Annotated in this window: 19 protein-coding genes, 2 tRNA genes and 1 riboswitch; of the genes, 15 read left to right on the forward strand and 6 right to left on the reverse strand. The window is 71.3% G+C overall.

What is annotated here, in order from left to right; genetic code table 11:
- The first annotated feature begins 214 nt into the window (after positions 1 to 214).
- The 3 genes from ngcE (at position 215) to EDD39_RS12660 (ending at position 3,636) form a co-directional block, all read left to right on the forward strand.
- Positions 215 to 1,612 (forward strand): N-acetylglucosamine/diacetylchitobiose ABC transporter substrate-binding protein, encoded by a 1,398-nt coding sequence (gene ngcE / locus EDD39_RS12650; protein WP_123555658.1) that lies wholly within the window; start codon positions 215 to 217, stop codon positions 1,610 to 1,612.
- Between the two features lie 127 nt (positions 1,613 to 1,739).
- Complete coding sequence (locus EDD39_RS12655) at positions 1,740 to 2,672, forward strand: carbohydrate ABC transporter permease (RefSeq protein WP_123555660.1); 933 nt, start codon at positions 1,740 to 1,742, stop codon at positions 2,670 to 2,672.
- Positions 2,673 to 2,682: 10 nt separating this feature from the next.
- Positions 2,683 to 3,636: a carbohydrate ABC transporter permease gene (locus tag EDD39_RS12660; protein WP_123555662.1), complete on the forward strand. Its 954-nt coding sequence runs from the start codon at positions 2,683 to 2,685 to the stop codon at positions 3,634 to 3,636.
- A gap of 62 nt (positions 3,637 to 3,698) precedes the next feature.
- Here EDD39_RS12660 and pepN read toward each other — a convergent pair whose 3' ends face one another.
- Positions 3,699 to 6,284, reverse strand: a complete 2,586-nt coding sequence (gene pepN, locus EDD39_RS12665) for an aminopeptidase N (protein WP_123555664.1) — start codon at positions 6,282 to 6,284, stop codon at positions 3,699 to 3,701.
- A gap of 183 nt (positions 6,285 to 6,467) precedes the next feature.
- Here pepN and EDD39_RS12670 point away from each other — a divergent pair, with 183 nt between their 5' ends.
- Positions 6,468 to 7,103 (forward strand): mycothiol-dependent nitroreductase Rv2466c family protein, encoded by a 636-nt coding sequence (locus EDD39_RS12670; RefSeq protein WP_123555666.1) that lies wholly within the window; start codon positions 6,468 to 6,470, stop codon positions 7,101 to 7,103.
- A 48-nt stretch (positions 7,104 to 7,151) separates the two neighbouring features.
- Here EDD39_RS12670 and EDD39_RS12675 read toward each other — a convergent pair whose 3' ends face one another.
- The gene (locus tag EDD39_RS12675) at positions 7,152 to 8,561 is read right to left on the reverse strand and encodes an amino acid permease (protein ID WP_123555668.1); all 1,410 of its coding nucleotides are present in this window, start codon (positions 8,559 to 8,561) and stop codon (positions 7,152 to 7,154) included.
- Between the two features lie 277 nt (positions 8,562 to 8,838).
- On the opposite strand from EDD39_RS12675, the gene EDD39_RS12680 reads away from it, so the two are divergent.
- Both EDD39_RS12680 and EDD39_RS12685 read left to right on the forward strand, forming a co-directional pair.
- The gene (locus EDD39_RS12680; protein WP_123555670.1) at positions 8,839 to 9,435 is read left to right on the forward strand and encodes a biotin transporter BioY; all 597 of its coding nucleotides are present in this window, start codon (positions 8,839 to 8,841) and stop codon (positions 9,433 to 9,435) included.
- A gap of 71 nt (positions 9,436 to 9,506) precedes the next feature.
- Positions 9,507 to 9,992: a ribose-5-phosphate isomerase gene (locus EDD39_RS12685; protein ID WP_030458257.1), complete on the forward strand. Its 486-nt coding sequence runs from the start codon at positions 9,507 to 9,509 to the stop codon at positions 9,990 to 9,992.
- Positions 9,993 to 10,035: 43 nt separating this feature from the next.
- On the opposite strand, the gene EDD39_RS12690 is transcribed toward EDD39_RS12685, so the two are convergent.
- Entirely contained in the window at positions 10,036 to 11,289 is a 1,254-nt protein-coding gene (locus tag EDD39_RS12690) for a GNAT family N-acetyltransferase (protein WP_123555672.1), read from the reverse strand.
- Positions 11,290 to 11,451: 162 nt separating this feature from the next.
- On the opposite strand from EDD39_RS12690, the gene EDD39_RS12695 reads away from it, so the two are divergent.
- The 3 genes from EDD39_RS12695 (at position 11,452) to EDD39_RS12705 (ending at position 14,856) form a co-directional block, all read left to right on the forward strand.
- The gene (locus tag EDD39_RS12695; protein WP_425269682.1) at positions 11,452 to 12,654 is read left to right on the forward strand and encodes a PP2C family protein-serine/threonine phosphatase; all 1,203 of its coding nucleotides are present in this window, start codon (positions 11,452 to 11,454) and stop codon (positions 12,652 to 12,654) included.
- 457 nt (positions 12,655 to 13,111) lie between these two features.
- Entirely contained in the window at positions 13,112 to 13,306 is a 195-nt protein-coding gene (locus EDD39_RS12700) for a hypothetical protein (RefSeq protein ID WP_030458254.1), read from the forward strand.
- Positions 13,307 to 13,711: 405 nt separating this feature from the next.
- Positions 13,712 to 13,831, forward strand: a riboswitch (cyclic di-AMP (ydaO/yuaA leader).
- Between the two features lie 5 nt (positions 13,832 to 13,836).
- Complete coding sequence (locus EDD39_RS12705; protein WP_123555674.1) at positions 13,837 to 14,856, forward strand: M23 family metallopeptidase; 1,020 nt, start codon at positions 13,837 to 13,839, stop codon at positions 14,854 to 14,856.
- A gap of 144 nt (positions 14,857 to 15,000) precedes the next feature.
- Here the strand turns inward: EDD39_RS12705 and EDD39_RS12710 are convergent.
- A tRNA-Gly gene (locus EDD39_RS12710) sits at positions 15,001 to 15,074 on the reverse strand.
- Positions 15,075 to 15,223: 149 nt separating this feature from the next.
- Between EDD39_RS12710 and EDD39_RS12715 the strand changes: the two genes are divergently transcribed.
- From EDD39_RS12715 to clpX, 5 genes are all read left to right on the forward strand, one after another.
- Positions 15,224 to 15,297, forward strand: a tRNA-Pro gene (locus EDD39_RS12715).
- A 203-nt stretch (positions 15,298 to 15,500) separates the two neighbouring features.
- Positions 15,501 to 16,892 (forward strand): trigger factor, encoded by a 1,392-nt coding sequence (gene tig / locus EDD39_RS12720; protein WP_123555676.1) that lies wholly within the window; start codon positions 15,501 to 15,503, stop codon positions 16,890 to 16,892.
- 235 nt (positions 16,893 to 17,127) lie between these two features.
- Positions 17,128 to 17,757, forward strand: a complete 630-nt coding sequence (locus EDD39_RS12725) for an ATP-dependent Clp protease proteolytic subunit (RefSeq protein WP_051816579.1) — start codon at positions 17,128 to 17,130, stop codon at positions 17,755 to 17,757.
- A 44-nt stretch (positions 17,758 to 17,801) separates the two neighbouring features.
- Positions 17,802 to 18,464: an ATP-dependent Clp protease proteolytic subunit gene (locus EDD39_RS12730; RefSeq protein WP_123555678.1), complete on the forward strand. Its 663-nt coding sequence runs from the start codon at positions 17,802 to 17,804 to the stop codon at positions 18,462 to 18,464.
- A 279-nt stretch (positions 18,465 to 18,743) separates the two neighbouring features.
- Entirely contained in the window at positions 18,744 to 20,030 is a 1,287-nt protein-coding gene (gene clpX, locus EDD39_RS12735) for an ATP-dependent Clp protease ATP-binding subunit ClpX (protein ID WP_014135752.1), read from the forward strand.
- A 103-nt stretch (positions 20,031 to 20,133) separates the two neighbouring features.
- Here the strand turns inward: clpX and EDD39_RS39505 are convergent, their stop codons facing one another.
- Together EDD39_RS39505 and EDD39_RS12745 are read right to left on the reverse strand one after the other, a co-directional pair.
- Positions 20,134 to 20,943, reverse strand: coding sequence for a hypothetical protein (locus EDD39_RS39505; protein ID WP_162870003.1), 810 nt, complete (start codon positions 20,941 to 20,943; stop codon positions 20,134 to 20,136).
- 235 nt (positions 20,944 to 21,178) lie between these two features.
- Positions 21,179 to 22,108 carry a hypothetical protein gene (locus EDD39_RS12745; RefSeq protein WP_123555681.1) on the reverse strand — a complete coding sequence of 310 codons (930 nt, stop codon included), beginning with the start codon at positions 22,106 to 22,108 and terminating at the stop codon, positions 21,179 to 21,181.
- Positions 22,109 to 22,266: 158 nt separating this feature from the next.
- Here EDD39_RS12745 and EDD39_RS12750 point away from each other — a divergent pair, with 158 nt between their 5' ends.
- Positions 22,267 to 24,906: a valine--tRNA ligase gene (locus tag EDD39_RS12750; RefSeq protein ID WP_123555683.1), complete on the forward strand. Its 2,640-nt coding sequence runs from the start codon at positions 22,267 to 22,269 to the stop codon at positions 24,904 to 24,906.
- Positions 24,907 to 25,060 lie beyond the last annotated feature (154 nt).

The following is a 25,060-nucleotide window of genomic DNA, read 5'->3' on the forward strand; positions in this document are numbered from 1 at the left end:
TGCACATGCTGCATCGCGGACAACGGTTCGACTGTCAGGTTTGTTATCAGACCCGCTGACTATTGCCGCTGAGTGAACAGTGGACTATACCTTTGCAGCATCATCACACCGCCTCTGACCGGCACCTTCGCCGCTGGGCACCTTTCGGGCCACGGGAGTTGACGTGACGTCAGCCCCGGTCCACTTCTTCTGGAACTGAGGGGTTAGGGCACTCATGGGCTCTGCAACCGAGTACAACCGCCGCGACCTGTTCAAGCGCGCGGCTGCGATCACCGTCCTCGCGGCCGGCGGCACCTCGCTGCTCGCGGCCTGTGCCGGCGGTTCCGGCAGCGGTGACAGCAAGTCGAGCGCCGCGCCGTCGCTCGGCAGCGACAGCAAGAACCCGTTCGGGGTCAAGGCCAGCGACGCGCTGGACGTCGTGATCTTCAAGGGCGGCTACGGCGACGACTACGCCAAGGTCTTCGAGGACGCCTACAAGAAGGCGTACGCCGGTGCGAACGTCTCCCACCTGGGCACCCAGGAGATCAGCGGCAAGCTGCAGCCGCGCTTCAACGCCGGCAGCCCGCCGGACGTCTTCGACAACTCCGGCGCCCAGGCCATGAAGGCGGACGTCCTGGTCAGCGCCGACCAGCTGACCGACCTGACGGTCCTGCTGGACGCCCCGTACCTGGACGACCCGACCAAGAAGATCCGCGACGTCCTGCTGCCCGGCACCGTCGAGCAGGGCACCATCAACGGCAAGATGTACTCGCTGAACTACGTCTACACCGTGTTCGGCCTGTGGTACTCCGCCAAGCTCTTCAAGGAGAAGGGCTGGACCCCGCCGAAGACCTGGGACGAGTTCATCACCCTCTGCGGCACCATCAAGGCCGCGGGCATCGCCCCGTTCGCGCACCAGGGCAAGTACCCCTACTACGCGAACTACGTCATCTTCAGCCTGATCGCCAAGCAGGGCGGCCTGGACCTGGTCAAGAAGATCAACGCCTGTGACGCGACGGCCTGGGACGACCCGGCGGTGCTGGCCGGCGTCACCGCGTTCAACAAGATCATGGAGGGCGACTTCCTCCTCCCCGGCACCAACGGCATGACCCACACCGAGTCGCAGACCGCCTGGTGCCAGGGCAAGGCCGCCTTCATCCCGTCCGGCTCCTGGCTGGAGAACGAGATGCTGGCCTCCACCCCGGCCGACTTCGACATGGCCTTCCTGCCCATCCCGTCGCTGCCGAACGACAAGCTGCCCGCCACCGCCCTCTGGGCCGGCGCCGGCGAGCCGTTCATGGTCCCCAGCAAGGCCAAGAACAAGGCCGGCGGCCTCGAGTTCCTGCGCATGATGCTGACCAAGGACGGTTCCTCGAAGTTCGTGGCCACCGCGAACTCGCTCACCGTCCTGAAGGACGGCGTCAACGCGGACGTCCCGCTCAAGCCGGGTACCAAGTCCTCGGCCGCGGCGGTCAAGGCGGCCGGCGACGTCACCTTCAACTTCAGCTTCCAGGACCTGCAGACCGCGTTCGACGCCGAGGTCGAGAACGCCACCAACGAGCTGGTCAACAAGCGCATCTCCCCGGCGGAGTGGGTCTCCCGCGGCAAGGCCGCGACCTCCAAGAAGGTCTGACACCCCAGCAGGCCGACGGCTTGTCACCGCAAGGCCGGGGCCCGCGTGCGGGCCCCGGCCGTTCCACGCGATACCGCAGTTCCAGGCCTGTCTGACCACAGGCTGTCGGCGGACAGGAGCAGCTCCCATGCGACACCGTAAAACACCCTTCATCTTCGGGTTCCTCGTGGTTCCCGTCGTGCTGTACATCGCCCTGGTCATCTGGCCCTACCTGCAGACCTTCGGCTACTCGCTGACCGACTGGTCCGGGGCCTCGCCCGACATGAACTTCATCGGGCTGGACAACTACACCAAGCTCTTCCGGGACAGCGCCTTCCTCGACGCGCTGCAGCACAACCTGCTGCTGCTGATCGTGCTGCCGCTGGCCACCATCCTGCTGGCGCTGTTCTTCGCCTTCATGCTCAACGTGGGCGGCAAGAGCGGCACCGGCGGCGTGCAGGGCGTGCGCGGCTCGGCCTTCTACAAGGTCGTCTTCTTCTTCCCGCAGGTGCTGTCGGTCGCCATCCTGTCGGTGCTGTTCCAGGGCGTGTACCGGACCGACAAGGGCGGCCTGCTCAACGGCGTCCTGATCGCGGTCGGCATCGTCGACGAGAACCACCCCTGGGACTTCGCGTCCAACCCGACCTTCGGCCTGTGGTGCGTCATGGGCGTGATCATCTGGTCCGGCGTCGGCTTCTACCTGGTGCTGTTCTCGGCCGCCATGCAGAGCATCCCGAAGGACATCTACGAGGCCGCCCTGCTGGACGGCGCCAAGCGCGGCACCACCTTCTTCAAGATCACGCTGCCGCTGCTCTGGGAGAGCATCCAGACCGCCTGGGTCTACCTGGCGATCGCCGCGATGGACGCCTTCGCCCTGGTCTCCACCATGACCCCCGGCGCGTACTACGGCGGTGGCCCGGACCACCACAGCGAGATCATGGCGACCTTGCTGATGCGCAACTTCATCACCTACGGCAAGGCCGGCTACGCCTGCGCCATGGGTGTGGTGATCTTCTTCATCACCCTGGTCCTGTCCGTCGTCTCGCTCCGGGTCACCCGGCGCGAGAAGATCGAGTTCTGAGGTTCCCGGCATGAGCACCAACACCGACGCGACCACCGGAGTCCCGGCCCAGCGCAGCGGAGGGAACGACGAGCCGCGCAAGCCCGGCAAGAACCAGCGCTTCGCCGACGGCGGGGGAGTCCTCAACGTCTTCTCGCACGGCTTCCTGGCCCTGTGGGCCGTGCTGATCATCGTCCCGCTGATCTGGATCGTCCTCGGCTCGTTCAAGAACAACACCGAGATCGGCGACAGCGCCTGGAGCTGGCCCTCGCACTGGGGCTTCGACGCCTTCACCCGCGCCTGGGACAAGGGCATCGGCGACTTCTTCATCAGCACCGTGATCGTGCTGGCGGGCTCGCTCACGCTGACCATGCTGCTCGGCTCGATGGCCGCCTACGTGCTGGCCCGCTACGAGTTCCGCGGCAACCGGGTCATCTACTACTTCTTCGTGGCCGGCGCGATGTTCCCGGTCTACCTGGCGCTCGTCCCGCTGTTCTTCATGATGAAGAACCTCGGCACCGTCATCCCGTGGCTCGGCCTGAACCAGTACGCCGGCCTGATCCTGGTCTACACGGCCTACTCGCTGCCGTTCACCGTGTTCTTCCTGCACTCGTTCTTCCGGTCGCTGCCCAGCGCCGTCCACGAGGCCGCGATGATCGACGGCTGCTCGCACAGCCGGGCGTTCTTCCAGGTCATGGTGCCGATGGCGAAGTCCGGCCTGATCAGCGTGTTCATCTTCAACGTGCTCGGCCAGTGGAACCAGTACCTGCTGCCGCTGACCCTGATGCAGCAGCAGAGCAGCGGTGACCCGGACCGCTCGATGCTGGCCCAGGGCCTGATGAACCTGGCCCAGCAGTCCGGTTACGCCAGCGACTTCCCCGGCCTGTTCGCCGGCATGACGATCGCCATGCTGCCGGTGCTGGTGGTGTACCTGTCCTTCCAGCGCCAGGTCCAGGCGGGCCTGACCTCGGCCACCCTGAAGTAGCCGCAGTACCCTCGCACGTGGGGCGACTCCCTCTCCAGAGGAGGGAGTCGCCCCACTCTGCGTCACTGGGTGTCGCACTCCTGGGCGCGCAGCGCGCGGGCCAGGTCGTCCCGGCACTCCAGCACCAGCCGGCGCAGCGCCGGGGCGGCGTCCGGGCGGGTGGACAGCCAGGCGTCGGTGGCCGCCAGGGTCTCCGGGGTGGTCTGGTAGCGCGGGAAGAAGCCGCCGACGATCCGCATGGCGATCTCGATCGAGCGCTCCGCCCAGACCGTCTCCAGCGCCTCGAAGTACGGCGCGGCGTACGGCGCCGTCAGCTCCCGCTGCCCGGGCCGGTTGAAGCCCGCGATCTCGGCCTCGACCAGGGCGTTGGGCAGCTCGTCGGAGTCGACCACCGCGGCCCAGGCGGCGGCCTTGGCCTCCGGGGTGGGCAGCGCGGCCAGGCACTGGGTCCGCTGGCGGCGGCCGCCGGCGGTGTTGTCGCGCTCCAGCTCGGCGGCCAGCTCCTCGGCGGTGGCCTCCCCGTGCGCGGCCAGCGCCAGCCAGAAGCTCCAGCGCAGCTCCTGGTCGACCGTCAGGCCGTCGATCCGGCCGGTGCCGTCCAGCAGGCCGCGCAGCAGCTGCAGGTGGTCGGCCCGCTCGGCGGTGTCGGCCAGGAAGCGGGCCCAGGCCAGCTGGTGGTCGCTGCCGGGGGCGGCCTGCGACAGCTCGCGCAGCGCGCACTCGGCCAGCGCGGTGCCGTACTCGGCACGCCTGGCCGGGTCGGCGTACACCGCCAGCGCGCCGCCGGCCTGCTGGTGCAGCGACTGCAGCACGCCGACGTCGGACTCCCGGCCGGCGAAGCGCAGCACCAGGTCGAGGTAGTCCCGGGTGGGCATCAGGCCGTCCCGGGTCAGGTTCCACACCGCGGACCAGGCCAGCGCCCGGGCCAGGCTCGGCGCGCCGGGGCCGGCCTCGTCGGCGAGGCCGCCGAGCCCGGTGCGCAGGGTCTCCAGCGAGCGCTCGTCGAACCGGACCTTGCAGTACGTCAGGTCGTCGTCGTTGACCAGCACCAGCGCGGGCACCGGGCGCCCGGCCGCCGCGGCGACCACGGTGCGCTCCCCGGCCGCGTCCAGCTCGTAGCGGTCGGTGCGCAGCAGCGCGCCGTCCGCGTCCAGGTCGTACAGGCCGACCGCGATCCGGTGCGGGCGCAGCGGCGTGCCGTCCTGGCGGACCGCCAGCTCGGTGATCCGGCCCTCGGCGTCGTGCACCAGCTCGGGGGTCAGGGTGTTGACGCCGGAGGTCTGCAGCCAGGCGGCGGACCAGGCGCGCAGGTCGCGGCCGCTGGTCTCCTCCAGGGCGTCCAGCAGGTCGGTCAGGACGGTGTTGCCGAAGGCGTGCTTCCTGAAGTAGGCGCGGGCGCCCTCGAAGAAGGCGTCCCGGCCGACGTAGGCGACCAGCTGCTTGAGGACGGAGGCGCCCTTGGCGTAGGTGATGCCGTCGAAGTTGAGCTTGGCGTCCTCGAGGTCGCGGATGTCCGCGGTGATCGGGTGGGTGGTGGGGAACTGGTCCTGCCGGTAGGCCCACGCCTTGCGGCGGTTGGCGAAGGTGATCCAGGCGGAGCGGTACCGGGTGCCGGCGCCGATCTGCGCGTAGGAGCCCATGAAGTCGGCGAACGACTCCTTCAGCCACAGGTCGTCCCACCACTTCATGGTGACCAGGTCGCCGAACCACATGTGGGCCATCTCGTGCAGGATCACGTTGGCCCGGGACTCGTACGCGGCCTCGGTGACCTTCGAGCGGAAGACGAACTCCTCGCGGAAGGTCACGCAGCCGGGGTTCTCCATCGCGCCGATGTTGTACTCGGGGACGAAGCACTGGTCGTACTTGCCGAACGGGTACGGGTAGTCGAACTCCTGGTGGAAGAAGTCCAGGCCCTGCTTGGTGACGGTGAGGATCTCGTCGGCGTCGAAGTGCGGGGCCAGCGAGCGCCGGCAGGTGGCGGCCAGCGGGATCTCCAGCCGGGTGCCGTCCGGGAGTTCGCGGGTGTAGTGGTCGCGCACCACGTGGTACGGGCCGGCCACCACGGCGGTCAGGTAGGTGGAGATCGGCCGGGTCGGCGCGAACTCCCAGGTGCGGGCGGCGCCCTCGTCGGTGACCCTCTCGTGCACCGCGTTGGCGTACACGTCCCAGGCCGCCGGGGCGGTCACCGTGAAGCTGAACGGGGCCTTCAGGTCCGGCTGTTCGAAGTTCACGAAGACCCGGCGGGCGTCGGCCGGCTCGTAGTGGGTGTACAGGTAGGTCTCGCCGTCCGCCGGGTCGACGAAGCGGTGCAGGCCCTCGCCGGTGCGGCTGTACGCGCACTCGGCGACCACGGTCAGCTCGTTGTGCGCGGCCAGCACCGGCAGCGCCACCCGGGCGCCGTCGAACACCTCCGCCGGGTCCAGCGCGAGGCCGTTCAGCTCGACCGAGACCACCTCGGGGGCCAGCAGGTCGGCGAAACTGGTGGCGCCCGGCTCCGCGCAGTCGAACGAGATCCGGGTGGTGGAACGGAAGGTGGGCCGGCCGGGGTCGGCCGCCGCACTGACGTCCAGGTGGACGCGGTAGCTCTCCACCCGGATGATCGCGGCCCGGTCGCGGGCCTCCTCACGGCTCAGGTTCTTGCCCGGCACGTCGGCACTCCTCTGTACGGAACACACGGTTTCGGAGCGCTCATGGCACTCCGTCGTGGGCATCCTTTCACGCCCCCCGAGCTGTGCCATTGCACTGGAGGCGGAATCATCGCGGGCGGCCCGCGGTTGGACCCCCGGGGGACCCCCGAACGCCCCCGCCCGCCGACCCGAAGGACGCCGTCAGTGACGACCGCAGACTCCCGCAAGATCGCCGACTTCTGGTTCGACCCGATCTGCCCCTGGGCCTGGATGACCTCCCGCTGGATGCTCGAGGTCGAGAAGCTCCGCCCGGTGGACACCCGCTGGCACGTGATGAGCCTGTCCGTCCTCAACGAGGGCCGGGACGACCTGTCCGACTTCTACCGGGAGATGCTGGCCGCCGGCTGGGGCCCGGTCCGGGTGCTGACCGCCGCCGCCCGGGCGCACGGCGACAAGGTGCTCGGCCCGCTCTACACCGAGCTCGGCACCCGCTTCCACAACCAGGGCCTGCCCAACAACCGGGAGACCATCGTCGCCGCGCTGCGCGCCGCCGACCTCCCGGAGGAGCTCGCCGACGCCGCCGACACCGACGCGTACGACGACGCGCTGCGCGCCTCGCACGCCGAGGGCATCGGCCTGGTCGGCGAGGACGTCGGCACCCCGGTGATCGCCGTCGACGGCCCGGACGGCGACCGGGTCGCCTTCTTCGGCCCGGTCGTCACCCCCACCCCGCGCGGCGAGGCCGCGGCCCGGCTCTGGGACGGCACCATCCTGGTCGCCTCCACCCCCGGCTTCTACGAGATCAAGCGCACCCGCACCGCGGGCCCGTCCTTCGAGTAGCACCCCGGGCAGCACCCCCGCGAAAGGGGGAGGGAACCCCGCACCCCGTCAGGGGCGCGGGGTTCCCGCCGTCCCGGCCCCCCTGCTGCGCAGCGCGCCCACCACGGCCAGCACCAGCGTCAGCCCGGCCGTGAAGTACAGCTGCACGCGGTTGGCGGAGTCCAGCGTCATCAGCACCAGCACCGCCAGGATCGCGGCCAGCGCCAGGTACGTCAGGTACGGGAACGCCCACATCCGGACGGGCAGTTCGGCCGCCGGGGAGCGGCGGCGCATCCGCAGCTGGGCGACGCAGATGAACGCCCAGACCACCAGCACCGCCGCGCCCACCATGTTGAGCAGCCAGGAGAAGACCGTCTCCGGCCACCAGTAGGAGAGCAGCACCGCGAGGAAGCCGAACCCGCAGGAGGCCAGCACCGCCCGGCGCGGCACCCCGCCGGAGAGCCGGGCCAGCGGGCGCGGCCCGTGGCCGCGGGCGATCAGCGAGTGCGCCATCCGCGAGGAGCCGTAGATGTTGGCGTTCATCGCGGACAGCAGCGCGATCAGCACCACCACGTTCATCAGCTGCGCCGCCCCGGGGATGCCCAGCGCGTCCAGCACCGCGACGTACGGGCCGGGCCGCACCACCGCCGGGTCGTCCCACGGCACCAGCGTGACGATCACCGCCATCGAACCGACGTAGAACAGCGCGATCCGCCACATCGCAGTGCGCACCGCGATCGCCACGCTGCGCCGCGGGTCCTCGGACTCGGCGGCGGCGATGGTGACGGTCTCCAGCCCGCCGTACGCGAAGACCGAGGCGAGCAGGCCGGTGATCAGGCCGCTCGCGCCGCCCGGCAGGAAACCGCCGTGTCCGGTCAGGTCGGACAGCCCGGGCGCGGGGGTGCCGGGCAGCAGGCCGCAGACCGCCAGCACGCCGATCACCAGGAAGGCGGTGATGGCCAGCACCTTGACCGCGGCGAACCAGAACTCGAACTCGCCGAAGTTGCGCACGGCCGCCAGGTTGGTCAGGCAGAAGAACGCCATGAAGACCGCCACCCAGGCCCAGGACGGCACGCCGGGCAGCCAGCCGGAGACGATCCCGGCCGCGCCGATCGCCTCCACCGCGACGCCCACGCACAGCAGCACCCAGAACAGCCAGCCCACGGTGAACCCGGCCCACGGCCCGATCTCCCGGTCCGCGTGCACCGAGAAGGAACCGGAGGCCGGGCGGGCCGCGGACATCTCGCCGAGCATCCGCATCACCAGCATCACCAGCAGCCCGGAGGCGGCGAAGGCCAGCACCACGGCCGGCCCGGCGGCGGCGATCCCGGCGCCGGAGCCGACGAACAGCCCGGCGCCGATCACCCCGCCGAGCGCGATCATCGACAGGTGGCGCTGCTTCAGCCCGTGGGCCAGGCCCGCGTCCTCGGTGTCCGGCCGCGGGGCGGCCGCCGTCTCGGGAGTGGGGGTGCGGGTCATGCGGAAGGATCCAGACTGTTCGACTACCGGGCGCTTTCGCGGGGATCTGTCCACTATTCGGCATCCGTCCGCGGCCTCCCAGGGCGGTACCGCCATCCGGACGGCCGGGACACGCAGCGCGACGGGCCGCGCACCCGCGGTACGGGTGAGGGCTCGGTCACAGGCCGGACCCGACAAGCCGGGACGGTCGGCTTTTGTCACGGCCGACGCGGCGGGAAGCACCTGTCCCCGCGTAGGTTCACAGGTGATCACCCGCATCGGACCCCCGGGAGCAGCCATGGCCATCGCCGCGCCGACACCCTCCACCGCCGTCCTCGCCGACCTGCTGCCGCAGGCGTCCACCCGGCTCGGTGCGCGCACCCGCGACCTGGCCCTGGTGGCCGGCGGCGCCGCGCTGACCGGCCTGGCCGCACAGCTGTCGGTGCCCGTCCCCGGCTCCCCGGTGCCGGTGACCGGCCAGACCTTCGCCGCCCTGCTGGTCGGCACCGCGCTCGGCGCCCGCCGCGGCGCCGCCGCGCTCGGCCTCTACCTGGCGGCCGGCGCGGCCGGCCTGCCCTGGTTCGCCGAGGGCACCTCGGGCGCCGGCCTGGCCACCTTCGGCTACGTGATCGGCTTCGTGCTGGCCGCCGCGCTGACCGGCGCGCTGGCCCGCCGCGGCGCCGACCGCAGCCCGCTGGCCACCGCCGGCGCGATGGCGCTCGGCAGCCTGACCATCTACGCCGTCGGCGTGCCCTACCTGGCCCTCGCCCTGGACGTCCCGCTGGCGAAGGCCGCCCACCTCGGCCTGTACCCCTACCTGGTCGGCGACGCGCTCAAGCTGGTGCTCGCCATGGGCGCCCTGCCGCTCACCTGGAAGCTGCTCGGCCGCCGCTGACGCACCGTCACCACCGCCGGGCCCGCGCCCCTGTCGGGGAGCGGGCCCGGCGGCATGTCACACTCGTGGGCATGCGCGTCTACCTGGGCTCCGACCACGCCGGATACGAACTGAAGAACCACCTCGTCGAGTGGCTGAAGGGGGCCGGGCACGAGCCGGTCGACTGCGGCCCGCACATCTACGACGCCGAGGACGACTACCCGCCGTTCTGCCTCCGGGCGGCCGAGCGCACCGCCGCCGACCCCGAGGCGCTGGGCGTGGTGATCGGCGGCTCCGGCAACGGCGAGGCGATCGCCGCCAACAAGGTCAAGGGCGTCCGGGCCGCCCTCGCCTGGAGCGAGCAGACCGCCGCCCTCGGCCGCGAGCACAACAACGCCAACGTGATCTCGGTCGGCGGCCGGATGCACACCGTCGACGAGGCCACCAAGTTCGTCGAGATCTTCCTCAACACCCCGTACAGCGGCGAGCCGCGGCACACCCGCCGGATCGAGATGCTGTCCGAGTACGAGACCACCGGCGAGCTCCCGCCGATCCCGGCCCACCACCCGCAGGGCTGAGCGGACGGGGGGACGCCCGCGCGTCCCCCCGCCCGGGGCGCCGTCAGAACCCGTGCGGCAGCCAGGGCTCCAGCCCCGAGCGGAACGCCGCCGCGGCCGGCTCCAGCGCCCCCGGCCGCAGCTCCCGCACCAGGCCTGCCGCGGCCAGCGCCGCCAGCGAACCGCCACCCAGGTACACCGCGCCCAACTCGCGGACGTCCAGCTCCAGTTCGGCGGCCTCACCGGTCCGCACGCAGCTGACCGGACCGCCCGGCACGGCCGTCAGCCGCCACCGCCCCGCGTTCCACGGGCAGAACGCGTCGGTCACCTCCAGCACCACGTCCACCGCCACCGGGTAGCCGCGCGCCTCCAGCGCCGCCGGCAGGTCCACCAGCCGCACGAACAGGCCGTCCACGATCCGCGGCGCCAGGTGCCGGACGTCCGACACCAGGTGCAGCAGCGCGTCGTCCACCGGCAGGTTGTACGCCTCCACCCGCTCGGTCAGGTCCAGGTCCAGCAGGAACTCCCACAGCCGGGCGTACACCCAGGGCTGCTCCGCCTGCACCGCCCGCACCCGCACCACCCCGGCCGCGCCGCGCTCGTTCCACTCCGGCTTCACCGCGTACCGGGCGTAGCCCAGCAGTTCGCCGCCGTCCGGGTCCTCGGCCAGCACGCACTGCAGCGGCGAGTAGCCGTTCCGGTCGGCCGGCGGGTCCAGCACCGGCAGCTTCTCCCAGCCCGGCCGCCGCACCAGGGTGCCCGGCCGCCCGGCGGCCAGCCGGTCGTACAGCTCCTCGCAGCGCGCCAGCTCCGCCACCGGGTCGGCCAGCCGCAGCACCAGGCCGCCGCGCCGCTCCGGGGTGTGCACCCGGACCTTGCCGCGCAGCACCGACACCACCGCCTTCCGGCTGCCCGGCCCGTACCCGAACCGGCCGTAGATCACCGGCTCGGACGCCGTCAGCACCGCCACCGGCTCCCCGGCCGCCCGCACGTCGTCCAACTGCCGGCGCATCAGCGCGGTCAGCGCGCCGCGCCGCCGATGGGTCGGCAGCACGCCCACCATCGTCACCCCCGCGGCCGGCACCACCGCCCCGCCCGGCACCGCCAGCCGGAAGCTGAACGCCCCCGCCCCGCCCACCGTCCGCCCGCCCTCGCAGACCGCCAGCGAGCGCCCCACCTCGGTCAACTCCCGCCACAGCGCCCGGGCCTCCGGCGCCTCCTCGACACCGCCGAAGGCCACGTCGATCGTCCGGTACCAGCTCTCCCACTCCTCGGCGCGCAACGGACGTACGGTCAGCTCGGGGTGTCGAATCGTCATGCCGCCCTCCCTATCACCGCCCCCGACCCCCGGCGAGCGAATAACCGCCCCGCCGCCGACGTGTCCCGGCGGCCGAAACCCGCCGGGCCCGGCACCGCCCGCTGCACCCGGTGCCACCCGCCCCGTCGACGCGGGCACCCGCGGTGGATAAGGTCGGTCCCCATGGCCGGCAGCGCGCGTCCCAGTGCGACGGGCCGGGACGGCGGACCGTCCCGCGAACCCGTGACGGCCCGGCTGCGCGCGGCGCTGTACCGGGCCCGGCGCAGGCTGCGCCGCACCGGGGTCGACTACTTCCGCGGCGACGGCGCCGACTGGTGGGCGTTCGCCGCGCTCGCCCTGCTCGTCCCGCTGCTGGTGCTGCTCAACGTCCTCGTCCCGGACTGGGCCCCGCCCACCGCCCTGGTGCTGCCGGTGCTGGCCGGCGCGCTGCTGCTGCGCCCCGGCACCCTGGTGCTGCTGTACGCCGTCGCCGCCGCCGGGCTGATCACCGAGTCGCTGGTGCACACCGGCGAACAGGTGGCCAGCGAACGCCCCGAGGCGTACACCCACGGCGTCACCCCCGGCGCCGCCCTGGTGGTCGGCGCGGTCGGCGTCGCCGGCCTGCTGGTCGCCCAGTTCCGCCGCCGGATCGGCGTGCCCTGGCGCGGCGGCTCCACCATGCTCTTCGACCTGCGCGAACGGATCCGGGTGCAGGGCCGCGTCCCGCACCTGCCCGACGGCTGGCACACCGACACCGCGCTCCGCCCGGCCGGCGGCCAGTCCTTCTCCGGCGACTTCATGGTCGCCGCCCGCACCGGCCCGGTGCTCGAAGTGGTGCTCGCCGACGTCTCCGGCAAGGGCATGGACGCCGGCAGCCGCGCCCTGCTGCTCTCCGGCGCCTTCGGCGGCCTGCTCGGCTCGCTGCCCGCCCACGACTTCCTGCCCGCCGCCAACGGCTACCTGCTGCGCCAGGACTGGGCCGAGGGCTTCGCCACCGCCGTCCACCTGGTGGTCGACCTGGACACCGGCGAGTACGAACTCCTCTCGGCCGGCCACCTGCCCGGCATGCACCGCCTGGCCGGGGCGGGCCACTGGGAGGTCAAGGAGGCCGAGGGCCCGCTGCTCGGCGTCTACGACGGCGCCAAGTTCGAAGGCGTGCGCGGTACTTTGGGACCCGGCGACGTGCTGATGCTGTGCACCGACGGCATGGTGGAGGTCCCCGGCCGGGACCTGGGCGAGGGCATGGACCGGCTGATGGGCGAGGCCGACCGGCTGGTCGCCACCATCCCGGCGGCCGGCCGCCCCGGGGCCGCGGTCCGGCTGATCGACAGCGTGGCCAAACACGTCAACGACGACCGGGCGGTGCTGCTGGTCTGGCGCCGCTGAGCCCCGCCGGGGCCGCGGTCGAGCGGCGTCGGGGCGGTGGCGGTGCGACGGCGGTGCGGTGGCCCGGAAGCGCTGCCGGGTGCGGGGGAGCGGTGTGCACGGAGTGCCCACGGAGTGTCAAACCCGGGCGTTGATCTTCGGCCAATTCCGGTGCCCGGCCCGGCCGGTGGGCCGCCGACCGGCCTGCCTGCCGGTTTGCCGCCCGGGCCGCCGCGGACCGCCTCCCGCCGACGCTCCGTCAGAACCCGTCCGCTATCGTCACGGTCGGCGGAAATCAGTCCCACCACCCGGGTTGGAGCCCCCGGCGACGGGGCAAGTCCTTTACGCAGTCCGCACGAGCGACCACACTGAGTCCGGATGGAGTGGTGGGGACACGGGGGGCAGGGGCCGGTTTCCGCCTGGAGCCGTCGGCGGTTCCGACCTGAATCCCCGCCACGAATCGAGGAAGTGAGTCCCGGTGGCCTTCTCCGTCTCCGCCCTTGTCCTGTTCGGCGTCATCGTCGCCATCTTCATCCGCAACAAGCAGATGAAGGGCGGGCACGCCATCGTCGCCGCGCTGTTCGGCTTCATGCTCAGCCAGTCGACCATGGCCGGTCCGATCCAGCAGTTCCTCAACTCGGTCTCCAAGGCCATCGCCGGCATCGCGGGCTGACACCCCGCCGGCACCGGGGGGAGCGCGTTCCGAGGGGCGGGGGCACCCCCGTTCCGGACCAAAGTCCCGCCCGCGGGTGACCAGGGTCACCCGCTCCGTCACGCCAGGTCAGCGCCCGGGCGCATACGGTGGCCGAAGTCGCCCACCGTATGTGGTTCGTGGGCGCATCGTCATGATCCCGTACGCGCACCGCAGCCCGCCGTCGGCGGAGCGTGACCTGGCGGACCGTCAGCCCCCTCCCGAGCCCGGGACCGGGGCCTACCGGCGCTTGCCAGCTCCGCGAACCGTGGGTTTTGCTTCCTCCGCAGCCCGGACATCGGCCGGGCTGGCCGCCGAGCGGAACGCCTAGTCCTGCCGCCGCCCGGTGCCGACCAGAGACCACGCCACGGCAGGAGCGGGGGAACCACAGGTAGTACGCCGGACCCGGAACGCACGGGGACGGCTCGGGGTGAAGCCGCGGAGACCGCGGCCGGGCAACTCTCGCCCGAACCCGACAGCTCACCTCGCAGGCGTCGGAGAGGAACAGCTTCATGTCCGCTCAGGGCAAGCACCGCAAGCCGCGCCTGGCCACCGTCGTCCGCATCGCCATCGCCGCCGGCGTCGCCGGCGCCGCGGTCGGCCTCCCGGTCACCGCCGCCTCCGCGCACACCGCCGACCAGCACGACGGCGGCCGCCAGTGGGCCAACGTCTCGGTCGACGCCACCCCCGTCGCCGACACCACCGGCTCCGCCGCCCAGCAGGCCGCGGCCGAGACCTACAAGGTCGCCTCCGGCGACACCCTCTCCAAGATCGCCGCCGCGAAGAACGTGGACGGCGGCTGGGAGAAGCTCTACCAGGACAACCGCTCGGTCATCGGCGGCAACCCGAACCTGATCTACCCGGGCCAGCAGCTGACCGTCAACGGCCAGGCCGCCGCGGCGACTTCGTCCGCCCCGGCCGCCTCCTCGGACGCCGCGGCCCCCGCCGCCGCCCCGAAGACCTCGACCAAGTCGAGCAGCACCGGCACCGCGAAGGCCAAGGCGCAGACCCAGACCCAGACCCAGGCCCCGGCTCCGACCCAGAAGTCGACGTCCTCGTCCTCCTCCTCGTCCGCCGCGAAGTCGTCGACCGCCACCACCTCCGGCAGCTCCGCCGCGAGCTCCTCCTCCGGCTACGTCGCCCCCGCACCGGGCAGCGTCACCACCGGTTACAAGGTGGCGGGCTCCAGCTGGTCCAGCGGCTACCACACCGGCATCGACTTCCCGGTCTCCACCGGCACCAGCCTCAAGGCCGTCGCCAACGGCACCGTGGTCTCGGCCGGCAACGGCGGCGCCTACGGCAACCAGGTCGTCATCAAGCTCGCCGACGGCAAGTACGCCCAGTACGCGCACCTCTCCTCGATCTCCGTCTCGGCCGGCCAGTCCGTGACGGCGGGGCAGCAGATCGGCCTGTCCGGCGCCACCGGCAACGTCACCGGCCCGCACCTGCACTTCGAGATCCGCACCACCCCGGACTACGGCTCCGACATCGACCCGGTCGCCTACCTGGCCGCCCACGGCGTCAACGTCTGACCCCCGGCACCACACCCCCGAAGGCCCCGCGCTCCGCTGCGCGGGGCCTTCGGGCTGTTCCCGGGTCCGGGACGGAGGGGAGAGGCCGCCCGCGGGGCGGGGAACGGCGAGGGCCCCGACCGCGTCGCGGTCGGGGCCCTGTCGTGGAGCGGGTGACGAGAATCGAACTCGCGTGACCAGTTTGGAAGACTGGGGCTCTACCATTGAGCTACACCCGCAGGAAAGCGCCCCGCCACCGCAGCGGTGGTGAGGACGGCCCCAGCGTACCTGGTCGGGTCGGTGGATTGCACACTCCTTCCCCGTTGTCGGCTCGCCGATATCGCCCCGGTCGGGGGCGGGTCGACGTGTACTCTTCTGCTCGGCACCACGGGGTGTGGCGCAGTTTGGTAGCGCGTCCGCTTTGGGAGCGGAAGGCCGTCGGTTCGAATCCGGTCACCCCGACCGTGTGCGGCAGGGTCTCGTCGGTGGCGGGGCCCTGTTGTCGTTGCGGCCCGGCGCCGCCGTCCCCGCTCCCGTCCGCACCCAGGTGCCGGGCACAGTCGCTTTCGTGGTACCGGTAGGATGGACCGCTGGCGGTAGTACGGACAGCATTGCAGCCCCAACCGCCTATCGCCCTGACCGCAAGCCCCCTAGGAGACCCAACCGTGAAGAGCGCCGTCGAGACTCTGAACCCGACCCGGGTTCGACTCACCGTCGAGGTGCCCTTCGAGGAGCTCAAGCCCAGCCTCGACGCGGCGTACAAGAAGATCAACCAGCAGGTCACCGTTCCGGGCTTCCGCAAGGGCAAGATCCCGAACAAGGTGATCGACCAGCGCTTCGGTCGTGGCGCGGTGCTGGAGGAGGCCGTCAACGACGCGCTTCCGCGCTTCTACACGCAGGCCGTCGACGAGGGCCAGATCGACGTGCTGGGCCAGCCCGACATCACCGACATCGAGGGTGTCGAGAACCTGGCCGACGGCGGGGACCTCAAGTTCACCGCCGAGGTCGACGTGCGCCCCGAGGTCACCCTCCCCGAGTTCGCCGAGATCGCGGTCGTGGTCGACCCGGTCGTGGTCGGCGACGAGGACGTCGAGAAGTCCCTCGAGCAGCTGCGCGAGCGCTTCGCCTCCGTCAAGGACGTCGAGCGCGCCGCGGGCGAGAACGACATCGTGGTGATCGACCTGGAGGCCAAGGTCGACGGCGAGGTGCCGGAGGACGGCACCGCCACCGGCGTGAGCTACGAGATCGGCTCCGGCCGCCTGCTGGACGGCATCGACGAGGCCGTGGTCGGCCTGTCCGCCGGCGAGTCCAAGACCTTCACCACCACCCTCAAGGGCGGCACCCAGGTCGGCAAGGACTCCGAGGTCACCGTCACCGTGACCACCGTCCAGGAGAAGGAACTCCCCGAGCTGGACGACGAGTTCGCGCAGCTGGCGAGCGAGTTCGACACCCTCGAGGAGCTCCGCGCCGACTCCGTCAAGCGCCTCGAGCGCATGAAGGAGTTCGACCAGGCCACCCAGGCCCAGGAGAAGGTCCTCGACGAGCTGCTCGCGCGGGTCGAGATGGACTACCCGGAGAAGCTGCTCGCGGACGAGATCGGCACCCGCAAGCACAACCTGGAGCACCACCAGCTGGAGCCGATGGGCCTGACCCTCGACACCTACCTCGCCTCCCAGGACAAGTCCCGCGAGGACTACGAGAAGGAGACCGAGGAGCAGGCGAAGAAGGGCATCAAGACCCAGTTCGTGCTGGACCAGATCGTCAAGAACGAGGAGCTGGGCGTCAACCAGGAGGAGCTCACCGAGCACCTCATCCGCCGCGCCGCCGGCTCCGGCCTGACCCCGGACCAGTTCGCCCAGCAGGTCGTCCAGGGCGGCCAGGTGCAGCTGCTGGTCGGCGAGGTCGCCCGCGGCAAGGCGCTGGCCCTGGTGGTCGAGGCCGCCAAGGTGACCGACACCAACGGCGAGACCGTCTCCTTCGAGGACGACGAGGAGGAGACCACCGAGGCTGCCGAGGCCGCCGCGGAGGAGACCTCCGAGAAGTCCGCCGAGGCCTGAGCCTCGTGACCGTCGGCCACCGACGGGACGTCTGACCGGGAACGGGCCCGGACACCGCACGGTGTCCGGGCCCGTTCGCGCGCTCCGGACGGCCCCGGCCCGCTCACCCTGCGCTCACAGCGAACAGTTCTGCGTGGGGGATTCAGGGGCGGGGCCTGCGCGTTAGGGTCGGTGGACAGCGACACACACGCAGATCGACTGAGCAGGTGGCTAAGTGACGTTCCCGCAGATGCAGATGCCTGGCCCGATGGCACCGCACGCCGCCGGCGGCGACGTGGGTGGCGGCCTGGGCGACCAGGTCTACAACCGGCTGCTCAACGAGCGCATCATCTTCCTCGGCCAGCAGGTCGACGACGACATCGCCAACAAGATCACCGCCCAGCTGCTGCTGCTCGCGGCGGACCCCGAGAAGGACATCTACCTCTACATCAACTCCCCGGGTGGATCCATCTCGGCCGGCATGGCGATCTACGACACCATGCAGTACATCAAGAACGACGTGGTCACCATCGCGATGGGCATGGCGGCGTCGATGGGCCAGTTCCTGCTGACCGCGGGCGCCAAGGGCAAGCGCTTCTCGCTGCCGAACGCCAACATCCTGATGCACCAGCCCTCCGCGGGCCTCGGCGGCTCCGCCACCGACATCCGGATCCAGGCCGAGCAGCTGCTGCGCACCAAGAAGCGGATGTCCGAGCTCATCGCGCACCACAGCGGCCAGTCCTTCGAGCAGATCACCGCGGACTCCGACCGCGACCGCTGGTTCACCCCGGAGGAGGCCAAGGCGTACGGCCTGATCGACGAGATCATGCACAGCGCCGCGGACGTCCCCGGTGGCGGCGGCACCGGCGCGGGCCTGGCCGGCTGACCGGCATCGCAACCCTGACCGCACGCTTCGGAGGACCAGAAACCATGAACATCCCCAGCCTGTCCGGTGCCCAGGCCCGCCTGGAGGACATGCGCGCCGAGGGCCGCTACATCGTCCCGCGCTTCGTCGAGCGCACCTCGCAGGGCATCCGCGAGTACGACCCGTACGCCAAGCTGTTCGAGGAGCGCATCATCTTCCTCGGCTCGCAGGTGGACGACGTCTCGGCGAACGACATCATGGCGCAGCTGATCTGCCTCGAGTCGATGGACCCGGACCGGGACATCTCGCTCTACATCAACTCGCCCGGCGGCTCGTTCACCGCGCTGACCGCGATCTACGACACCATGCAGTTCGTGAAGCCGGACATCCAGACGGTCTGCATGGGCCAGGCCGCCTCGGCCGCCGCGGTGATCCTGGCCGCGGGCACCCCCGGCAAGCGCCTCGCGCTGCCGAACGCCCGCATCCTGATCCACCAGCCGTACACCGAGACCGGCCGCGGCCAGGTGTCGGACCTGGAGATCCAGGCCAAGGAGATCTTCCGGATGCGCGAGCAGCTGGAGACCATGCTGGCCAAGCACTCGACCAAGTCGGTCGACCAGGTCCGCGAGGACATCGAGCGCGACAAGATCCTCACCGCCGAGGAGTCGCTGGAGTACGGGCTGATCGACCAGATCGTCTCGACCCGGAAGAACTCCTACACCGACTGAACCCCCGCCCCGGGGCGGTGCGTACGTGACGTACGCCCCGCCCCGGGGCGTTCCGGTCCGGGCTTCCGTCCCGCACAATGGGCAGTCGGGTCCATGCGCCCGCGACGGCATCTGTTCGGTATCAATTCGCCCAGGGCGTAGGGCAGAGCGGTCGAAGTCGGCGGAAACAGCGGCTCGGCAGAGTACCGTCGGATACCAGACCGACCGCCGACGGCGAAGCCGGTCTCACAGCACCAGGCCCCGACCCCCGCGGGGCCCCTGGCGAAGGGGAAGCACCTCGTGGCACGCATCGGAGACGGTGGCGACCTGCTCAAGTGCTCGTTCTGCGGCAAGTCGCAGAAGCAGGTGAAGAAGCTGATCGCCGGGCCAGGCGTGTACATCTGCGACGAGTGCATCGACCTGTGCAACGAGATCATCGAGGAGGAGCTCGCCGAGAGCTCCGAGGTGCGCTTCGAGGAACTCCCGAAGCCCCGCGAGATCTACGAGTTCCTGGACCAGTACGTGGTCGGCCAGGACCTCGCCAAGAAGGCGCTGTCGGTCGCGGTCTACAACCACTACAAGCGCGTCCAGGCCGGCGAGGCCGGCCGTTCCGGCAGCGGCCGGGACGACGCGATCGAGCTGGCCAAGTCCAACATCCTGCTGCTTGGCCCGACCGGCTCCGGCAAGACGCTGCTCGCGCAGACCCTGGCCCGGATGCTGAACGTGCCGTTCGCCATCGCGGACGCCACCGCGCTGACCGAGGCCGGCTACGTCGGCGAGGACGTCGAGAACATCCTGCTGAAGCTGATCCAGGCGGCCGACTACGACGTCAAGAAGGCCGAGACCGGGATCATCTACATCGACGAGATCGACAAGGTCGCCCGCAAGAGCGAGAACCCGTCGATCACCCGGGACGTCTCCGGCGAGGGCGTGCAGCAGGCGCTGCTGAAGATCCTGGAGGGCACCACCGCCTCGGTGCCGCCGCAGGGCGGCCGCAAGCACCCGCACCAGGAGTTCATCCAGATCGACACCACCAACGTGCTGTTCATCGTGGGCGGTGCGTTCGCGGGCCTGGAGCGGATCATCGAGGGCCGGGCCGGCGCCAAGGGCATCGGCTTCGGCGCCACCATCCGCTCCAAGCGCGAGGTGGACTCGGCGGACCACTTCCGCCAGGTGATGCCGGAGGACCTGGTGAAGTTCGGGATGATCCCGGAGTTCATCGGCCGCCTCCCCGTCATCACCAGCGTGCACAACCTGGACCGCGAGGCGCTGCTGCAGATCCTCACCGAGCCGAAGAACGCGCTGGTGAAGCAGTACCGCAAGCTGTTCGAACTCGACGGCGTGGAGCTGGAGTTCACCCGGGACGCACTGGAGGCGATCGCCGACCAGGCGATCCTGCGCGGCACCGGCGCGCGCGGTCTGCGGGCCATCATGGAGGAGGTGCTGATGTCCGTGATGTACGAGGTGCCGTCCCGGCAGGACGTCGCCCGCGTGGTGGTCACCGGGGACGTCGTCTCCAAGCACGCCATCCCGACCCTGGTCCCGCGCGACATGATCAAGCGCGAGCGCCGGGAGAAGAGCGCCTGAGGCGCCGCCCGGCCCGGACGGAAAGGGGCCCCGCACCGGTCGACCGGTGCGGGGCCCCTTCCGCGTGCGGCCTCCGGGCCGCCCGACCGCCTTGCGGCGAAGGCTACTTGAGCACCTCGGCGGCCTGGCGCAGCTCGCGGGTGTCGGCGGCGGCCTTGTCGAGGTCGACGCTGTCGGACTTCTCCATCACCAGCACCACGGAGGAGTAGTCGGCCCAGACGCAGACCGCGAGGTCCGGGGTGTCGCTGCTCTTGACCATGGCGCAGGACATCGAGCCGCCGAGCGGACCGGCGTCCACCGACTTCTTCTGGGTGACGGTGTCACCCTCCTTCTCCATGTCCTTGAACTGCTGGTCGACCTGGGCGGACGGCCGGGAGACCTTGCCGTAGGCGCCGGCCGCGATCACCATCCGGCTGCCGTCCTCCGTGGCGTAGAGCGCGGCGACGGTCTGCTCCGGCTGGAGCGAGTCCGGGTCGGCGGCGGTGTCCTGCTTCATCTGCTCGGCCATCTGCTGCGCGGTGTCCGCGCCGGCCTCGCTGCTCATGCCCTGGAAGGTCGGGGGCATGACGACCTTGTACTTGCCGGTCTTCGAGACGGTGTCGTAGGCGAAGTAGCCGACCACGCCGGCGCCGGCCAGGATCACCGCGGAGACCACGGACAGCGTGATCCACAGGCCCTTGCGGGACTTCTTCTGCGGAGCCGGGTACCCGGGCGGGAAGCCGCCGGGCGCACCGGCCGGGTAGCCCTGCTGCGGCAGCGCGGCGCCGCCCCAGGACTGCTGCGGCTGCTGCTGCGGGCCGGGGTAGCCGTATCCGGCCTGCGGGGCGGGCGCGCCCTGCGGGGGTATCGGGGCGCCGGGGGTCTGCGGCGGCCCGAAACCGGGCTGCGGCGGACCGAACTGGTTGTCGGACACGGCTGGTGCTCCGTTCACGCGTGAAGGTGGTGCTGGTGGGGGGACTTGGACCGACCGGCAGATGGAGGGCGGTCTTGGACCGACCGGCGCACGGAGGGCGGCGTCGCGGGCCGGTGGCTGTCGCCCGGACGGCTTCTCCTCGGTCGCCGTGGCTCCGCCACGGCTCCCTCGTCGGCACCGCCCGGACTCGGCCCTCGACCCGCTCCTTCTCCCGCCCTCCGTGCGCCGGTCGGTCCTACTTGGCGACGGTGGAGGCGTCCCGGAGCTGGCGGGCCAGCGCGGCCACCTGGTCGACGGAGAGCTGCTTGCCCTTGGGGTCGAGGCTGCTGGTCGTCACGGTGCCGATGGTGGAGTGCGTGGCGAACACGCACACCGGCACGCTCTGCGCGGCGGCGGAGGAGCTGCCGCCCTCGGCGCCGAGGGAGCCGCAGCGCAGCTGGCTGCCGGAGTCCTTGGGGTCCTTGGCGTCGACGTCGGTCAGCTTCTGCTTCCAGACCGCCTTGCCGCCGCTGCCGGAGCCGCCGGACTCGTCCGAGCTGTTCATCGCGTCGTCCATCTTGGCGACCAGGGCGTCCATCGCCTTGCCGGGGTCCTTCACGGTGCCCCAACTGCCGCCGAAGCTGGCCAGGTCGGTGGTGTTCTTCTGGTAGGTGACGCTCAGCGAGCCCTCGAAGGTGCCGATGGCCTCCAGGCCCTTCAGCTCGCCCTTCTCGTTGGACGACTTCTTGGTGTAGCCGGCCACGCTGTCCTGCACCGCGAGCTTGTACTTGCCGGCGGTGTCCGAACCGCCGCCGCTGCCGCCCTTCAGCCCCCACCACAGACCGCCGCCGACCGCGACCACGCCCAGCACGACCACCAGCGCGATGATCCCGCCCTTCCCCTTGGACGGCGCGGGCGGCGGCGGGTAGCCGCCGTAGCCGGGCTGCTGGGGCGCGCCCCACTGCTGGGGGGCCTGCGGCGGCTGGCCGTAGCCGGGCTGCGGGGCCGGGGGCTGCTGCGGGTAGCCGTAGCCGGGGGGCTGCTGCTGCGGGGCACCGTACGCGGGCGGCTGGGGGGCGCCGTAGGCCGGCGGCTGGCCGTAGCCGGGCTGCGGCGGGGGAGCGCCGTAAGGCTGCTGCGGCTGCCCCTGCGGATACTGCTGCGGTCCCTGCCCCTGGCCGTACATCGTCGTCGTCTCCCCCGCCGCTCACGAGTCGCGCGGCCCTGTGGTCTGTTGAGTGCTCGAGTATGCGGCACGCTATCGTACGGCCCCCCCACCGTGCCCGAGTGGTCCGGACACAATCGGTTCGTAACCGCGGTCCCGCCTTCCGTAAACTGTTCGTCGTGACCGACACGACGAACCAGCGCCCCGCGAGCTCCCACGCCGGGGACGACGCAGCCACCCTCCCGACGACCTACGCCCCGGCCGAGGTAGAGGGCGAGCTGTACGAGCGCTGGGTGGAGCGCGGTTACTTCACGGCCGACGCGAAGAGCGAGAAGCCGGCGTACACCATCGTCATCCCGCCCCCGAACGTCACCGGCGCGCTGCACCTGGGCCACGCCTTCCAGCACACGCTGATGGACGCGCTGACCCGCCGCAAGCGGATGCTCGGCTTCGAGGCGCTCTGGCTCCCGGGCATGGACCACGCGGGCATCGCCACCCAGAACAGGGTGGAGCAGCAGCTCGCCGAGGCCGGCCTGTCCCGGCACGACCTGGGCCGGGAGGCCTTCGTCGACAAGGTCTGGGAGTGGAAGGAGAACTACGGCGGCCGGATTCTCGGCCAGATGCGCCGCCTCGGCGACGGCGTCGACTGGTCGCGCGAGCGCTTCACCATGGACGAGGGCCTCTCGCAGGCCGTCCAGACCATCTTCAAGAAGCTCTTCGACGACGGCCTGATCTACCGCGCCGAGCGCATCATCAACTGGTGCCCGCGCTGCCTGACCGCGCTCTCCGACGTCGAGGTCGACCACGAGGACGTCCCCGGCGAGCTGGTCTCGATCCGCTACGGGGACGGCGAGGACTCGATCGTGGTCGCCACCACCCGGGCCGAGACCCTGCTGGGCGACACCGCGATCGCCGTCCACCCGTCCGACGAGCGCTACGCGCACCTGGTCGGCCGGACGGTCAAGCTGCCGCTGACGGACCGTGAGATCCCGGTCGTCGCCGACGAGCACGTCGACCCGGAGTTCGGCACCGGCGCCGTCAAGGTGACGCCCGCGCACGACCCGAACGACTTCGCCATCGGCCAGCGCCACAACCTGCCGAACCTGACGGTGATGGACGAGCGCGGCGCCATCACGGTGCACGGCCCGTTCCTCGGCCTGGACCGGCACGACGCGCGGGCCGCCGTGGTCGGCGCGCTGCGCGAGCAGGGGCGCATCGTCGCCGAGAAGCGCCCCTACGACCACGCCGTCGGCCACTGCTCGCGCTGCAAGACCGTGGTCGAGCCGCGGCTGTCGCTGCAGTGGTGGGTCAAGGTCGAGCCGCTGGCGAAGGCCGCCGGCGACGCCGTCCGGGACGGCCGGGTGCAGGTCCACCCGAAGGAGCTGGAGCGCCGCTACTTCGACTGGGTCGACAACATGCACGACTGGTGCATCTCGCGCCAGCTCTGGTGGGGCCACCGGATCCCGGTCTGGTACGGCCCGGACGGCGAGGTCGTCTGCGTCGGACCGGACGAGCAGCCGCCCGCCGGCGAGGGCTGGACCCAGGACCCGGACGTCCTGGACACCTGGTTCTCCTCCGGCCTGTGGCCGTTCTCCACCCTCGGCTGGCCGGAGCGGACGGCCGACCTGGAGAAGTTCTACCCGACCGACGTCCTGCTGACCGGCCACGACATCATCTTCTTCTGGGTCGCCCGGATGATGATGTTCGGCCTGTACGCGATGGACGGCGAGATCCCGTTCAAGACGGTCGCGCTGACCGGCCTGGTCCGCGACGAGTTCGGCAAGAAGATGTCGAAGTCCTCCGGCACCGCGGTCGACCCGCTGGACTGGATGGACGCCTACGGCGCCGACGCCGTCCGCTTCACCCTGGCCCGCGGCGCCAACCCCGGTGCGGACGTGCCGATCGGCGAGGACTGGGTCAAGGGCTCGCGCAACTTCTGCAACAAGATCTGGAACGCCACCCGGTTCGCCCTGATGAACGGCGCCACCGTCCAGGGCCCGCTGCCCGCGCCGGAGGAGACCACCGCCGCGGACCGCTGGATCCTGTCCCGGCTGAACGCCACGGTCGCCGAAGTCGACGCGATGTACGAGGACTTCGAGTTCGCCAAGGTCTCCGACGCGCTGTTCCACTTCGCCTGGGACGAGGTCTTCGACTGGTACGTCGAGCTCTCCAAGACCACGCTGGGCAAGGGCGGCCCGCAGGCCGACCACGCCCGCCGGGTCCTCGGCGAGGTGCTGGACGTGACGCTGCGCCTGCTGCACCCGATCGTCCCGTTCGTCACCGACGCGCTCTGGACGGCGCTGACCGGCGCCGAGTCGGTGGTGGTAGCCGAGTGGCCGAAGGACTCCGGCTACCGGGACGCCGACGCCGAGTCGGAGATCACCCAGCTGCAGCAGGTGGTCACCGAGATCCGCCGCTTCCGCAACGACCAGAACCTGCGCGACACCCAGAAGGTCCCGGCCCGGCTGGAGTTGGCCGGCCACCGGCTGGAGGCGCACGAGGCCGCGATCCGCTCGCTGCTGCGCCTGACGCAGCCGGAGGAGGGCTTCCACGCCACCGCCGCGCTGCCGGTGGCCGGCACGACGGTCGAGCTCGACCTGTCCGGCACCATCGACGTCCCGGCCGAACGCAAGCGCCTACAGAAGGACTTGGCCGTCGCCGAGAAGGAGAAGGCGCAGACCACCGGCAAGCTCGGCAACGAGGCCTTCCTGGCCAAGGCGCCGGACGAGGTGGTCGCCAAGATCCGCACCCGGCTGGCGGCCGCCGAGGCCGACATCGAGCGGATCACCGCCCAGCTCGCGGCGCTGCCGCAGGGCTGACCGCGCGTCAGGAAGGGCCGTCGCTCCCCCCGGGGGCGGCGGCCCTCCGCATTTTCCCGAGTTGTTACCGGCGGTCTGTCAATTCCCTTGCCCGCGCGTCGCGGTACTGGTGAAGCACCCCCTATTCGGCGTCATTACGCGGCAATTGGCGGCC

This window comes from Kitasatospora cineracea, assembly GCF_003751605.1.
GTDB lineage: Bacteria > Actinomycetota > Actinomycetes > Streptomycetales > Streptomycetaceae > Kitasatospora > Kitasatospora cineracea.

Coding starts and splice junctions, on each gene's coding strand:
- EDD39_RS12680 (WP_123555670.1), top strand. CDS start 8,839: ATGGCCATCGCCGCGCCGACACCCTCCACCGCCGTCCTCGCCGACCTG.
- EDD39_RS12695 (WP_425269682.1), top strand. CDS start 11,452: ATGGCCGGCAGCGCGCGTCCCAGTGCGACGGGCCGGGACGGCGGACCG.
- EDD39_RS12730 (WP_123555678.1), top strand. CDS start 17,802: ATGAACATCCCCAGCCTGTCCGGTGCCCAGGCCCGCCTGGAGGACATG.
- EDD39_RS12655 (WP_123555660.1), top strand. CDS start 1,740: ATGCGACACCGTAAAACACCCTTCATCTTCGGGTTCCTCGTGGTTCCC.
- EDD39_RS12725 (WP_051816579.1), top strand. CDS start 17,128: ATGCCTGGCCCGATGGCACCGCACGCCGCCGGCGGCGACGTGGGTGGC.
- EDD39_RS12690 (WP_123555672.1), bottom strand. CDS start 11,289: ATGACGATTCGACACCCCGAGCTGACCGTACGTCCGTTGCGCGCCGAG.
- ngcE (WP_123555658.1), top strand. CDS start 215: ATGGGCTCTGCAACCGAGTACAACCGCCGCGACCTGTTCAAGCGCGCG.
- EDD39_RS12705 (WP_123555674.1), top strand. CDS start 13,837: ATGTCCGCTCAGGGCAAGCACCGCAAGCCGCGCCTGGCCACCGTCGTC.
- EDD39_RS12745 (WP_123555681.1), bottom strand. CDS start 22,108: ATGTACGGCCAGGGGCAGGGACCGCAGCAGTATCCGCAGGGGCAGCCG.
- EDD39_RS12685 (WP_030458257.1), top strand. CDS start 9,507: ATGCGCGTCTACCTGGGCTCCGACCACGCCGGATACGAACTGAAGAAC.
- EDD39_RS12675 (WP_123555668.1), bottom strand. CDS start 8,561: ATGACCCGCACCCCCACTCCCGAGACGGCGGCCGCCCCGCGGCCGGAC.
- EDD39_RS12660 (WP_123555662.1), top strand. CDS start 2,683: ATGAGCACCAACACCGACGCGACCACCGGAGTCCCGGCCCAGCGCAGC.